Annotated in this window: 11 protein-coding genes and 1 other RNA gene; 6 read left to right on the top strand and 6 right to left on the bottom strand. The window is 69.6% G+C overall.

Annotated features, from left to right (window positions below):
- Positions 1–43: 43 nt before the first annotated feature.
- Positions 44–1288 (bottom strand): lipase family protein, encoded by a 1245-nt coding sequence (locus U9J23_RS14830; RefSeq protein ID WP_106199373.1) that lies wholly within the window; start codon positions 1286–1288, stop codon positions 44–46.
- A 108-nt stretch (positions 1289–1396) separates the two neighbouring features.
- Positions 1397–1918 (bottom strand): DUF1697 domain-containing protein, encoded by a 522-nt coding sequence (locus U9J23_RS14825; protein WP_059380878.1) that lies wholly within the window; start codon positions 1916–1918, stop codon positions 1397–1399.
- 55 nt (positions 1919–1973) lie between these two features.
- On the opposite strand from U9J23_RS14825, the gene rnpB reads away from it, so the two are divergent.
- From rnpB to U9J23_RS14805, 4 genes are all read left to right on the top strand, one after another.
- Positions 1974–2381, top strand: an RNA gene (rnpB, locus tag U9J23_RS14820) — RNase P RNA component class A.
- A 245-nt stretch (positions 2382–2626) separates the two neighbouring features.
- Positions 2627–2809 (top strand): hypothetical protein, encoded by a 183-nt coding sequence (locus U9J23_RS14815; protein ID WP_059380879.1) that lies wholly within the window; start codon positions 2627–2629, stop codon positions 2807–2809.
- Positions 2810–2852: 43 nt separating this feature from the next.
- On the top strand, positions 2853–4262 hold the full coding sequence (locus U9J23_RS14810) for an RNB domain-containing ribonuclease (protein ID WP_085468408.1): 1410 nt from the start codon (positions 2853–2855) through the stop codon (positions 4260–4262).
- The gene (locus U9J23_RS14805; protein WP_059380881.1) at positions 4252–4854 is read left to right on the top strand and encodes a CHAP domain-containing protein; all 603 of its coding nucleotides are present in this window, start codon (positions 4252–4254) and stop codon (positions 4852–4854) included. Before U9J23_RS14810 ends, U9J23_RS14805 begins: the two co-directional genes overlap by 11 nt.
- A gap of 7 nt (positions 4855–4861) precedes the next feature.
- Here U9J23_RS14805 and pip read toward each other — a convergent pair whose 3' ends face one another.
- The 4 genes from pip to panB all read right to left on the bottom strand — a co-directional run bounded on the left by pip (position 4862) and on the right by panB (position 10012).
- Positions 4862–5773, bottom strand: a complete 912-nt coding sequence (gene pip / locus U9J23_RS14800; protein WP_059380898.1) for a prolyl aminopeptidase — start codon at positions 5771–5773, stop codon at positions 4862–4864.
- Between the two features lie 51 nt (positions 5774–5824).
- Positions 5825–6265, bottom strand: a complete 441-nt coding sequence (locus tag U9J23_RS14795) for a hypothetical protein (protein ID WP_033097808.1) — start codon at positions 6263–6265, stop codon at positions 5825–5827.
- A gap of 71 nt (positions 6266–6336) precedes the next feature.
- Positions 6337–9039 carry a cation-transporting P-type ATPase gene (locus tag U9J23_RS14790; RefSeq protein ID WP_006554419.1) on the bottom strand — a complete coding sequence of 901 codons (2703 nt, stop codon included), beginning with the start codon at positions 9037–9039 and terminating at the stop codon, positions 6337–6339.
- Positions 9040–9151: 112 nt separating this feature from the next.
- Entirely contained in the window at positions 9152–10012 is an 861-nt protein-coding gene (panB, locus tag U9J23_RS14785; RefSeq protein WP_024101318.1) for a 3-methyl-2-oxobutanoate hydroxymethyltransferase, read from the bottom strand.
- Positions 10013–10197: 185 nt separating this feature from the next.
- On the opposite strand from panB, the gene U9J23_RS14780 reads away from it, so the two are divergent.
- Together U9J23_RS14780 and U9J23_RS14775 are read left to right on the top strand one after the other, a co-directional pair.
- A complete protein-coding gene (locus U9J23_RS14780) occupies positions 10198–11748 on the top strand; it encodes an alpha/beta hydrolase (protein ID WP_024101317.1) in 1551 nt (516 codons plus the stop codon).
- Positions 11749–11833: 85 nt separating this feature from the next.
- Positions 11834–13171 (top strand): glutamine synthetase family protein, encoded by a 1338-nt coding sequence (locus U9J23_RS14775; RefSeq protein ID WP_059380883.1) that lies wholly within the window; start codon positions 11834–11836, stop codon positions 13169–13171.
- Positions 13172–13184 lie beyond the last annotated feature (13 nt).

Raw genomic sequence — 13184 nt, 5'->3', positions numbered from 1 at the left:
CGAGGGTGTTACACGGTCTCCGAGAAATTCTTCCGGCGGGAGGTCAGGCCGTGCAGCCGGACTGGGATTCCCGGCCGGAGAACCGCTGATCGAGCCAGTCGAGGCCTTCGACGACGGCCGGGAACATGCCGATCAGATGGCCCGTCCCGGTCTTCGTCAGAACGGGTCCGACGTCGTAGCGGCGGTAGGTGACGTCGGCGCCGGCCGAGCACCACTTGTCGACCATGGTGTCGACCCCTTGGACGAGCACGAAGTCGTCGCCCGTGCTCTGCGCCACGAAGACCGGCATTGCCGGGGCGCGGTTGCCGAGTTGCTGCTCGGCGACCAGCGACGCCCACGGCTCGTCGCCGAGGTGCTCGGCGATGGGCCGTCCGTCGATCGTGTACGACGAGGTCTGCCCGAACGGATTCAGTGTGAACGCATCGAAGACGCAGGCCGTCTCGGCGCGACGCAGGACGTCGAGTCCGGCGGGATTGAATGCCGCCAGCAGCGACGGGGCGTACTCGGGATACGCCGAGATGAAACCGTCGACGACCCAGCCGATCCCGCCGGAGAGCAGGGATCCGTCGCCGGCCACGGCGAGGTCGCCCAGGTCGGCGGGCGGTGAACCGGCCACGGCGCCGACCACCGACAGTTCGGGGGCGTACGTCGCGGCGAGTTCGGCGGCCGATGCGGATGCCATGCCGCCCTGCGAATATCCCCAGAACGCGATCGGGCCGTCGGGGTCGAGACCGAGATCGCCGAGCGAACGGGTGGCGCGCGCGAGGTCGAGCATCGCCCGTCCCTGCGACTCGCGGTTGAGATAGGGGTGCACGCCGGGAGTGCCGAGTCCTTCGTAATCGGTGACCGCGACGGCGTAGCCGGCCGCGAGCATCGGACCGATGTGGATGTACTCGTACTCCTGGCCGAAGGTCATGAGCTTCGACGGTGCGCACTGGTCGCCCATGCCCTGCGTGCCCGGACCGAGCACGATGGTGGGCCGGGGGCCGGGGCCGGTCCACGGTTGTGACGGGACGAGCACGGTGCCGACGGTGGCGACCGGCCCTCCGGTGGCGTTCGTGCTGCGGTACATCACCCGGGTGACGGTCGCGTCGAGGGCGGCCGGGGTGTTCGGGATGACGGCGGCGACCGACGGCGCGGTACGCAGGACGTCGCCGAGCGGCGCCGTCTCGAATGCCGGCGGGGGCGTGTAGAAGTCGGTGTCCGACTCGGCGTTCGCGACCGCCGGTGTGACTGCGAGGAACACGACCGCCGCAATCGAGGCGAACATTCCGGTGCTTCTGCGCATCCTGGACCTTCCGGGCGGGACGAATGTCGAGGAGGGAGGCTACCTGCAGGTTGTAGGCAGGCGCAACGGATCCTCCCGGCGGATCGGCGGGGCCGTCGACCCTCCCCGTCAGATCAGTCGCCGCAGCGTGTTGAGGTTCCGGACGGTCGTCGTCGCCTTGTTCCGGGCCGAACCCGACTGCTTCCCGACGGCACTGTCGAGCGTCGCTCCTTTCACGACCTGCCAGTAGAGGACGCCCTCTCCCACCTGGATGCATTCGAGGTCCGGATCGAGATCGTCCGCCAGGGCGGCCAGCGGTGCGAGTACCGCGGGATCGGAGACGAACACGACGTACGAATGCCGGTCGGTGCGTGCGTCGTCGAAGGGATACGCCTCGACGACCCGCGCGAGATACGACTGCTCGACGACGAAGGTGTAGGCCTCGTAACCGAACCGCTCGGTGAGCGCGGCCTCGATCCGGGCCTTGGCGGCGGCGGGATCGTCCTCGGAGTCGAAGAGCACGTTGCCGGATGCGAGTACGGTGCGGATGTTCTCGAAGCCGAGGCCGACGAAGACCTCCTTCAGATCGGCCATCCGGATGCGGATGCCGCCGACGTTGATTCCGCGGAGCAGGGCCACGAGTCGCGTCATGAGTGCACCGTAGTTGGCGGCGCCGATACGCCGCGGGATAGTCTGTTCGAGCGAACGAGTCGGCCGGGCGGCCGCGGAGCAGGGAACCGGTACCGGATGGTGCCAGGCCCTGCATCGAGGAAAGTCCGGACTCCACAGAGCAGGGCGGTTGCTAACGGCAACCCGAGGTGACTCGCGGGACAGTGCCACAGAAAGCAAACCGCCTGCCGTACGGCAGGTAAGGGTGAAAGGGTGCGGTAAGAGCGCACCAGCGCCCCGGGTGACCGGGGCGGCTAGGTAAACCCCGCCCGGAGCAAGGTTGAAGGTCGCATCGCGTGCGGTGCGGCTGCGCAGGTGTTCGAGGGCTGCTCGCCCGAGCCTGCGGGTGAACCGCTCGAGGTACCCGGCGACGGTGTGCCCAGATGGATGGTCGCCACCCCGTTTCGGCGGGGGACAGGATCCGGCTTACAGGCCGGCTCGTTCGCCCGGCGTCTCCCGATCCCACCGCGTTGCTACCGGCCGGGTCAGATCGGATCGATGACCAGCAGGTGCGCCCAGTACGAGGCCGCATCCGGACCCAGCCAGGGCAGCAACGTGTCGAAGAGGATGTAGGACATTGCTTGCTCCTTCGTTCGGACGTCGAGCACATGCGTGCGGCCCGACAGTACCGCGCCACGCCAACCGACGGGTTGCCCGTACAGGCAGACGTGATTCGGGCACACTGAGACCATGAGCGACGACGGCTGGTACTACGACGTGCGCACCGGGAAGGTCTCCCAGGGCAAGGATCCGCACGCCCTCAACCGTATGGGTCCCTATCCGGACAAGGAGACCGCTCAGCGGGCGCTGGAGATCGCGGCAGAACGGAACAAGGCGGCCGACGCGGCCGACGACGACTGGAAGAACGGCTGAGTCCGACGACGAGCACCCGGACCGCCAGGAGTTCACGAGCATCGTGGTGACCACTCCGATTGTCGTCGCGCCGGCGATCGACTTCGCCGACGTGCGCGCCGAGTTCGACCTCGTCGACGAGTTCCCGCCGGAGGCCCTCGCCGAGGCGCGGCGGGCGGCCGACCGCTTCGCGGACGTCCGTGAGGACCGCACCGATCTGCCTCTCGTGACCATCGACCCACCCGGGTCGATGGATCTCGACCAGGCGCTGCACCTCGAACGCACCGACGACGGCTTCGTGCTGCACTACGCGATCGCCGACGTGTACGCACTCGTCGAACCGGGTGGCGCACTGGACGCCGAGACGCACCGCCGCGGGCAGACCTACTACCTGCCCGACGGCTCGGTGCCGTTGCATCCGCGCGAGCTGTCCGAGGGCACCGCGAGCCTGCTGCCGGACGCCGTCCGTCCGGCGGTGTTGTGGCGCATCGAGACCGACCACCGCGCCGAGCCCGTCGCGGTGAGCGTGCGTCGTGCCCTCGTCCGGTCGGTCGCACGTATGCACTACGCCGGAGTGCAACGCGACGCCGACGCGGGCCGGTTGCATCCGTCCGTCGAGGCGTTGCCCGATTTCGGGCGGTTGCGGGAGGCCGCAGCGCTCGCCCGTGGAGCGATCGAACTGCGCCTGCCCGCGCAGGACGTCGTGCAGGACGGCGACGACTGGACGCTGCAGATCGAACCGCGCACCGAGGCCGACGAGTGGAACTCCGAGATCTCGCTGCTCACCGGGATGTGCGCCGCGCAGATCATGATCGACGCGCGGGTCGGCCTGCTGCGCACGCTCCCACCCGCTGATCCCGCCGCGGTCGATGCTCTGCGCCGCACCGCGCGGTCGCTCGACGTGCCGTGGCCGTCGGGGCTGGGTGTCGGTGCCTTCCTCGCCTCGTTCGACGCCAACGACCCGAAGACGCTCGTATTGATGAGCGAAGCGCCGACACTGCTGCGCGGTGCGTCCTACGCGGCCTTCGACGGTGAACTGCCCGAGACGATCCTGCACGGCGCGATCGGTGCGCCCTACGCGCACGTCACCGCGCCGCTGCGCCGGTTGTCCGACCGGTACGCCACCGAGGTGTGCCTCGCGGTGTCGTCGGGCCGGGACGTCCCGGAGGCGGTCCGCGCCGAACTGTCCGCGATGCCGAAGATCATGTCGTCGACCGATTCTCTCGCCGGGAAGGTGAACCGGGCGTGCATCGACCTGACCGAGGCGGTCGTGCTCGCGCCGCGGGTGGGGGAGACCTTCGAGGCGACTGTCCTGAAGGAGGCGACCGAGCGGCGCGACGCGGAGGTGTTCGTCGTTTCCGAGACCGTCATCGGCCCGTGCGGTGGGGCGCCCGAGGAGGGCAGCACGGTGCGGGTGCGGCTCACCCTCGCCGACCCGCAGGCCCGCAAGATCCGCTTCGACCATGACCGGTGAGGTGATGCGGCGGCGACGGCCGGTCGCCGCCGTCCTCGCCGTCGTGCTCGCGCTGTGTGCGGTGCTCGCGGTGCTCGTGTGGTGGATCCTGCCGAACCGGCTGTTCCCGTGGGACAGTGCGCCATTCCCCGAGATCGACACCTCGGCGTTGTCGCCGGCGCAGGTGCGGGTCGTCGAACTGCTCGAGGAACAGCACGAGGCGCAGAATCCCGGCACGTTCTACTCGGAGGGTGTCCGCGAACCGTGGTGCGCCGACTTCGTCAGCTGGATCATGCGGGAAGCCGGTGTGCCGCTGTCCAATCCGCATTCGGGTCACTGGCGGATCCCCGGCGTGTTCACGCTCCAGGAGTACTACGAGCAGGTCGACCGCTACGAACCGGCGGGCACGGGATACCGGCCGGAAGTCGGCGATGTGGTGCTGTACCACAACAGGATCGGCCTCGGTCAGCGCGAACACACGAACATCGTCGTCGCCGTCGACGGTGATTCGGCGATCACCGTCGGCGGCAACGAGATGGGCCGGATCCGCGTCCACGAACTCGACGTGACCGGGGACGACGCGGTGGTCGGCTTCGGGCGGCTGCCGGGCTGATCCTGGGTCAGCGGAACATGTCGGTGGCCTCGACGAGCCGGTGCACGATTCCCGGTTCGGTCGCCGCATGGCCCGCGTCGTCGACGATGTGCAGGCGGGACGACGGCCACGCCTCGTGCAGGTCGTGCGCGCTGCGCGCCGGGCACACCACGTCGTAGCGGCCCTGCACGATCACGCCCGGGATGTCGCGCAGCAGATGCGCGTCGCGCAGGAGTGCACCCTCGTCGAAGAAGCCGCGGTGGTGGAAGTAGTGGTTCTCGATGCGTGCGAAGGCCAACGCGAACCGGGGTTCGGCGGTCTCCGCGACACGATCCGGGTTCGGCAGCAGCGAGCTCGTGGCGCCCTCCCAGGTGGACCATGCGATCGCCGCGTCCAGGGCGACGTCCGGATCGGCCGAGTGCAGCAGGCGGTGGTAGACGTCCACGGGATGCTCGCCCGGCTCGGCGGCGTCGAGCGGAGCACGGAACCCCTCCCACGCCTCGGGGAACAGCTGCCCGGCACCGCCGTTGTAGTACCAGTCGATCTCGCTGCGGCGCAGCAGGAAGATCCCGCGCAGGACGAGTTCGGTGACGTGCTCGGGGTGCCGCTGGGCGTAGGCGAGGGCGAGCGTCGAGCCCCACGACCCGCCGAAGACCATCCACCGGTCCACACCGAGGAAGGTGCGCAGCCGCTCGATGTCGGCGACCAGATGGTCGGTGGTGTTGACCGACAGAGCGGCGCCGTCGGCCACGTGGGGCTGCGACCGGCCGCAGCCACGCTGGTCGAACAACACGATCCGGTAGGCGCCCGGATCGAAGAAGCGCCGGTGCTGCGGCGCGGTGCCGCCACCCGGACCGCCGTGGAGGAAGACCACGGGCTTGCCCTGCGGGTTGCCGCTGACCTCCCAGTACAGCTGCTGGCCGTCACCGACGTCGAGCATGCCCGTCTCGTGCGGCTCGATCGGCGGATACAGTTCGCGTCGCTCCACGGATCAGAACCCGACGAGGCCCGACGCGAGATCGGGGATCTCGAGTGCCTGCACGGCCTCCTCGCGCACCTCCGGGCACTGCGCGGAGGTCGCCGCGTCGATGCGGCCCCGGTCGCCCGCGAGCGCGACGAGGTCGACACCGTTCGCCGCACCCCATTCGCCGACGAGGATGTTGAGGCCACCGCGCCCCACCGAGGGGGTGTAGGTGCGCCAGTTCGACAGCTGGCCCTCGAGGCGTGCACACAGATCTGCGGCCTGCGCCTCGGTGAAGCCACCCGCTCCGGCCTCCGCGGGGCTCGACCCCGCAGCCGATGTCGTCTCCGTCGTCACCGGGGACTCGGTGGACGTGCCGGTCGGTGCCGGGTCCTGGGCCGGCGCGCACGCCGCGAGAACACCTGCCAGCGCGACGGCGACGGCGGGAACGAGACTGGAGCGGATCTGCATGGACACCTCACGGGTCGTACGGTCGGATCGTCGTCGAGTCTGCCACCGGCCGGGGACGGGGCCGTCGGCGGTCAGGACACGGGTGCCGGTCGCAGGCGCCGGACCACCCACTTCTCGAACTCGGCGACGACGAACACCAGCAGGCCCGCCGCGAGCACCTTGCCCCAGTCCGCCCACGAGATCGCGGCGGACCCGAAGATCGCCTGCATGAACGGGGCGTAGGTGAACAACAGTTGCAACGCGGCGCACGCCGCGATCGCAGCAAGCACGTACCGGTTCCCGAACAGCCCGTCGCGGGTGAGGACCGTGTCGCGGATGCGGCGGCTGTTGAGCAGGTAGAACATCTCGGCCACGACGATCGCGTCCACCGCGAGCGTGCGCGCGACCTCCACCGGTGCACCGCGGTCGAGTTCCCACAGGAACAGGCCGAGCGAGCCGACCATCATCAGCACCGACACCATCACCACGCGCCAGACGAAGAAGCGGGACAGCAGTGATTCCCCGGGCGGTCGCGGCCTGCGGAGCATGACCGACTTCTCCGTCGGTTCGAACGCGAGCGCCAGACCGAGGGTGCTGACGGTGGCGAGGTTGATCCACAGCACCTGCGCGGGTGTGAGCGGCAGGGTGAGCTGGAAGAGGATGGCGGCGACGACCACCAGCGCCTCACCGCCGTTGGTGGGCAGCATGAAGAGGACGAACTTCTTCAGGTTGTCGTAGACGCCGCGGCCCTCGCGGACTGCGGCGGCGATGCTCGCGAAATTGTCGTCGGCGAGAACGACGTCGGCCGCTTCCTTGGCGGCCTCGGTTCCGGTCATGCCCATCGCGACCCCGACGTCGGCCCGCGCAAGCGCCGGCGCGTCGTTCACACCGTCGCCGGTCATCGCCACGACGTGACCGCCGGCCTGCAGGGCGCGCACCAGACGGAGTTTGTGCTCGGGACTGGTGCGCGCGAAGATGTCCGTCTCCGCGACGACCCGGCGCAGTTCCGCATCGTCGAGGGTCTCGATCTCGGCGCCGGTCATCGCCCGCGAACCCGTGCCGAGACCCATCTGCGCCCCGATCTCGGCGGCGGTGGCGGCGTGGTCACCGGTGATCATCTTCACCGTGATCCCGGCGCGGTGGCATTCGCGCACCGCCGTGATCGCCTCCTCGCGCGGCGGGTCGATGATGCCGACCAGAGCGAGCATCGTGAAGTCGTGCCGGGCGTCTTCGAAGGCGAGCACGCCGTCCTCCGGTTCGCGGTCGCGGAACGCGAGGGCCAGCACGCGCAGGCCCTGGGCCGCGATCTCGTCGGCGCGGCGGGTCCAGTAGGCCTCGTCGACGGGGCGTACCACGCCGTCGGCGCCGAGCTGGCCGGTGCAGGCGACGAGGACCCGCTCCGGGGCGCCCTTGAGCAGGATGCGTTCGCGGCGACCGTCGTCGTGCGGGTGCAGGGTCGCCATGAACTTGTGTTCGGATTCGAACGGGACGACATCGAGGCGCGGCCACCGCTCGTGGGCCGCCGCGGTGGGCAGGCCGGCCTTGCGGCCGAGGACGACGAGCGCTGCCTCGGTGGGGTTGCCGTGCACCTCCCACACGCCGTCCTCCTCGACCACCTCGGTGTCGTTGCACAGGACACCGGCGCGGACGGCCAGATCGAGTGCCGGGTCGGTGTGCGGATCGACCGGATCGCCACTCTCGGCGGCGATGATCGAACCGATCGGCGCGTAACCGACACCGCCCACCTCGACGGTGCGGTGCGCACACACGACCTTCTGCACGGTCATCTCGTTGCGGGTCAACGTGCCCGTCTTGTCGGAGCAGATCACCGTCACCGAGCCGAGGGTCTCGACGGCAGGAAGGCGCCGGATGACGGCGTTGCGCCGGGCCATGCGTTGCACGCCGAGGGACAGGGCCACGGTCATCACGGCCGGGAGTCCCTCGGGGATCGCGGAGGCGGCCAACGCGACCACGAGGGTGAACATCTCCGCCGGGCTCTCGCCGCGCCACACGACACCGAGCGCGAAGGTCACGGCGGACGCGAGGAGGATGACCGCCGCCAGCCAACGGCCGAAGCGGCCGATCTGCTCGAGCAACGGTGTGGCCGCGCGGTCGACACCCGACAACAGGGCATTGATGCGGCCGAGTTCGGTGTCGGAGCCGGTCGCGATCACCACGCCGTCACCCTGGCCGAAAACCGCGACGGTGCCGGTGAAGCACGTCGATCTGCGGTCGCCGAGTTCGGTGTCGGCGTCGACCGGGTCCGGTGTCTTGGCGACGGGCACGGATTCACCGGTCAGGGCCGCCTCGTCGATGCGCAGCTCACGCGAGCTCAGGATCCGCAGGTCGGCGGGGACGCGGTCGCCGGAGGCGAGGCGCACCACGTCGCCCGGCACGAGATCTGCCGCGGGGATGTCGACGATCCGGCCGTCGCGGTGGACCCGCGTCCGGGGCGCGAGCATGGCACGGATCGAGTCGAGCGCGGACGCGGCGCGACCCTCCTGGACGAAACCGATGAGCGCGTTCACGATCACGGCACCCATCAGGACTGCCGTGTCTATCCAGTGGCCCAGGAACGCGGTGACGACAGCGGCCGCCATCATCACGTACAGCAGGACGTTGTGGAACTGTCGCAGCAGTCGCCACCACCAGCGATCCGAGCGGGGAGCGGGCAGCGCATTGGGTCCGTACAGCTCCCGCCGGCGGGTCGCCTCGGCCGTGGTCAGTCCCGCTTCGGTGGTCTCGAGCCGGGCGAGCGTGTCACCGGAATCGAGTGCGTGCCAGGGGTGGCTCATTACCGAAATTTTACTCAGTGTCGCTTCCGCGGGCACCCCGGGACGGCGGTGATCCCGGACGCACGAGGGGCACCACCGCGGTCGGTGGTGCCCCTCGGCAAACGAGCGATCGTCAGAAGGAGTGCTCGGGCCCCGGGAAGGTGCCCTGCCCGACCTCTGCTGCGTACTGTGTTGCGGCGCGGCGCAGTTCGTCGCCGACCTGCCCGAACTTCTTGACGAACTTCGCGGTCTTGCCGCTGGTGTAGCCGGCCATGTCCTGCCAGACGAGCACCTGCGCGTCGCACTCGTTGCCCGCGCCGATGCCGACGGTGGGGATGCTCAACTTGCGGGTGACCTGCCCGGCCAGCTCGGCCGGCACCATTTCCATCACGACGGAGAAGGCACCCGCCTCCTGGACGGCGATCGCGTCGGCGACGAGCTGCTCGGCGCCGTCGCCGCGGCCCTGCACGCGGAACCCGCCGAGCGTGTTCACGGACTGCGGGGTGAAGCCGATGTGGGCCTGCACGGGGATGCCGGCGGCGGTGATCGCGGCGATCTGTGGAGCCATCCGCTCGCCGCCCTCGAGCTTCACCGCGTGGGCGCCGCCTTCCTTCATGAACCGCACGGCGGTGGCGAGGGCCTGTTCGGGCGAGGCCTCGTACGAGCCGAACGGCAGGTCGGCGACGACGAGCGCGTGCGGAGCACCGCGCACGACGCCGCGGACGAGGGGGAGGAGTTCGTCGACGGTCACGGGCACCGTGGTGTCGTAGCCGTAGACGACGTTGGCTGCGGAATCGCCCACGAGCAGGACCGGGATACCGGCCTCCTCGAAGATGCGGGCGGAGGAGTAGTCGTAGGCCGTCAACTCTGCCCAGCGGCGGCCTTCGGCCTTCATCGCCTGCAGGTGATGGACTCGCGTCTTGCGCTTGGGGGTGTCTGCAGGGGCTGCGGCGGAGGCCGCGCCACCGTATACGGACGTCATGTTCTCGGACATCACTGTCCCTTTCTTCCTCGAGGCCCTCGGGGTCCCCGGGTCGGGTGATGACTGTCTCAGTCTGCCACTCGGGTTCGGACGGACGAAGGCCGCGCAGCGGTGCGATTCGTCACACCGCACGACCGCTCGGAAGGGAGCGCAGGTCGTGCCGCTGCAGGCCGACCGGGGCGTGGCACGATCGGATCGTGCCCCACCCTGCTCGCGCGCGCATCCGTCGTCTGTCCCTCCTGACGCTCGTGGCCGCCGCCGCGGCGACCGCGTGTGGTGACACCGCGCAGGAAAAGCGACAGCCGTCGGCGGTCGGAGTCGTCCCGGGACTCGAGCGGTTCTACGAGCAGGACGTCGACTGGGAGTCGTGCGGGTCGTACGGCGCGGACGGGCCGATGATGGTGCGGCAGGGTGTCGAGTGCGCACGCGTCGAGGTTCCCCTCGACTACGAGGACCCGAACGGCGAGGTGATCACCCTCGCGGTGTCGCGACTGCCCGCCGGCGGCGACCGGATCGGTTCCCTGCTCGTCAACCCCGGCGGCCCGGGCGCCTCGGGACTGTCCACCGCGCTCGCCGCCGACGGCACCGTCCTCGCCGACCGCTTCGACGTGGTCGGCTTCGACCCCCGCGGTGTCGGATCGTCCGAACCGGCGGTCCGCTGCCTCACCGATGCCGAGTTCGACGCCGACCGCGCTGTGGACGACGGGGACACGAGCCCCGAGGGCATCGCCGCGACGGAGAAACGCAATCGTGAGTACGCGGAGTTGTGCGCCGAACGCAACGGCACGGATCTGCTCGCGCATCTCGGCACCCGAGAGGTCGTGCAGGACATGGACGTCCTCCGCGGGGTCCTCGGGGACGACGCATTGACCTATCTCGGCTATTCCTACGGAACCCGGCTCGGCACCCTCTACGCCGAGGCCTTCCCTGGCCGGGTGCGGGCGATGGTGCTCGACGGCGCGATCGATCCGGAGCAGGACCCGGTCGAGGAGATCGTGCTGCAGGCCGAGGGTTTCCAGAAGGCGTTCGACGAGTTCGCGGTGTATTGCGCGCAGTACGCCGGGTGCCCGCTCGGCAGCGATCCGGCTCGGGCAGCGGAGCGGTTCCGTACGCTCGTCGACCCTCTGCTCGACGCTCCGGCACCCACCACCGATCCGCGCGGGTTGAGCCACCGCGACGCCATCACCGGTGTGCAGCAGGGCCTGTACTCGCCGACCCTGTGGGGTTCACTGCGCGGCGGGCTGGAGTCGCTCGCGACGACCGGCACGGGCGACACCCTGCTGCGACTCGCCGACCTCTACGAGGGTCGCGGTGAGGACGGCACCTACAGCAACATCACCGACGCGTTCAACGCCGTCCGGTGCGTCGACGACCCGCCGGTGACCGACCGCGCCCTCGCGGGCGAACTCGACATGCGGTTCCGCACGGCGGCGCCCTTCCTCGACGACGGCCGCGGTACCGGATCGGCGGCCCTGGACGTGTGCGCCTTCTGGCCCGTTCCGGCCACGGGGGAGCCGCACACCCCCGATGTCCGCGATCTGCCGCCCGTGCTCGTGGTCTCGACGACCGGTGATCCGGCGACGCCCTACGATGCGGGAGTCGAACTGGCAGCCCGGCTCGGTGGTGTCCTGGTGAGCTTCGAGGGCACGCAGCACACCGTCGTCCTGGACGGCAACGCATGCGTCGACACCGCTGTGACCAGCTATCTTGTGGATTCGACGGTGCCGGAAAACGATCCTCACTGCTGACCGTCGACGAACGTGAGCGACACGCCATCCGGAACTGTCACCCGATGTAACACGGAATTAACGGATTGTGCCTAGTCTCGCGAGTATGGATCGCCAGAAGGAGTTCGTGCTCCGCACCCTCGAAGAGCGCGACATTCGGTTCGTGCGCCTGTGGTTCACCGACGTCGTCGGCACCCTCAAGTCGGTGGCGATCGCGCCGGCCGAACTCGAAGGAGCCTTCGAGGAGGGCATCGGGTTCGACGGCTCGGCCATCGAAGGCTTCTCCCGGATCTCCGAAGCCGACATGGTCGCGCGTCCCGACGCCACCACCTTCCAGGTGCTGCCCTGGGTCGACGACCGGGGACACCAGTACTCGGCCCGGATGTTCTGCGACATCACCATGCCCGGCGGCACCCCCAGCTGGGCCGACCCCCGCCACGTCCTGCGCCGCCAGCTCAACAAGGCCTCCGATCTCGGCTTCAGCTGCTACGTGCACCCCGAGATCGAGTTCTTCCTCGTCGAGGACGGCCCCGAGGGCGGTGCCCCGATCCCGGCCGACATCGGCGGCTACTTCGACCAGTCCGTGCACCGCTCGGCCCCGCACTTCCGGCGCCACGCCATCGACGCTCTCGAGTCCATGGGCATCTCGGTGGAGTTCAGCCACCACGAGACCGCGCCCGGCCAGCAGGAAATCGACCTGCGCTACGCCGACGCGCTGTCCATGGCCGACAACGTCATGACCTTCCGCTACGTGGTCAAGGAGATCGCGATGCAGGAGGGCGTGCGGGCGACCTTCATGCCCAAGCCCTTCCGCGACCACGCCGGTTCCGCGATGCACACCCACATGTCGCTGTTCGAGGGCGAGACCAACGCCTTCCACGACCCCGACGACCCGCTGCAGCTCTCGGCGACCGGCAAGGCGTTCATCGCCGGAATCCTCGAGCACTCCAACGAGATCAGCGCCGTCACCAACCAGTGGGTCAACTCGTACAAGCGTCTCGTGCACGGGGGAGAGGCACCCACGGCCGCGTGCTGGGGTCCGTCGAACCGCTCCGCGCTCGTGCGTGTCCCGATGTACACGCCGAACAAGGCGTCGTCGCGGCGTGTCGAGATCCGCACCCCCGACTCGGCGTGCAACCCCTACCTGACCTTCGCGCTGCTGCTCGCGGCCGGTCTGCGCGGTATCGAGAAGGGTTACGAGCTCGCCCCCGAGGCCGAGGACGACGTGTGGTCGCTGACCTCCGCCGAGCGTCGCGCCATGGGTTACCGCGAACTGCCCACCGATCTCGACATCGCGCTGCGCGAGATGGAGAAGTCCGAACTCGTCGCCGAAACCCTCGGTGAGCACGTCTTCGACTACTTCCTGCGCAACAAGTGGCGGGAGTGGGAGAACTACCGCAGCCAGGTCACTCCCTTCGAACTCGAGCAGTACCTGGGGTTGTAAGCGACGATGGAAG

This window comes from Rhodococcus sp. PD04, assembly GCF_035918275.1.
GTDB lineage: Bacteria > Actinomycetota > Actinomycetes > Mycobacteriales > Mycobacteriaceae > Rhodococcus > Rhodococcus rhodochrous.
This window is presented reverse-complemented; position numbering and strand designations above follow the sequence as displayed.

Excerpts from the sequence above, each read along its gene's own strand:
- U9J23_RS14815 (WP_059380879.1), top strand. The coding sequence starts at position 2,627 with ATGAGCGACGACGGCTGGTACTACGACGTGCGCACCGGGAAGGTCTCC.
- pip (WP_059380898.1), bottom strand. The coding sequence starts at position 5,773 with ATGCTCGACGTCGGTGACGGCCAGCAGCTGTACTGGGAGGTCAGCGGC.
- U9J23_RS14795 (WP_033097808.1), bottom strand. The coding sequence starts at position 6,265 with ATGCAGATCCGCTCCAGTCTCGTTCCCGCCGTCGCCGTCGCGCTGGCA.
- U9J23_RS14775 (WP_059380883.1), top strand. The coding sequence starts at position 11,834 with ATGGATCGCCAGAAGGAGTTCGTGCTCCGCACCCTCGAAGAGCGCGAC.
- panB (WP_024101318.1), bottom strand. The coding sequence starts at position 10,012 with ATGTCCGAGAACATGACGTCCGTATACGGTGGCGCGGCCTCCGCCGCA.
- U9J23_RS14830 (WP_106199373.1), bottom strand. The coding sequence starts at position 1,288 with ATGCGCAGAAGCACCGGAATGTTCGCCTCGATTGCGGCGGTCGTGTTC.
- U9J23_RS14790 (WP_006554419.1), bottom strand. The coding sequence starts at position 9,039 with ATGAGCCACCCCTGGCACGCACTCGATTCCGGTGACACGCTCGCCCGG.
- U9J23_RS14805 (WP_059380881.1), top strand. The coding sequence starts at position 4,252 with ATGACCGGTGAGGTGATGCGGCGGCGACGGCCGGTCGCCGCCGTCCTC.
- U9J23_RS14825 (WP_059380878.1), bottom strand. The coding sequence starts at position 1,918 with ATGACGCGACTCGTGGCCCTGCTCCGCGGAATCAACGTCGGCGGCATC.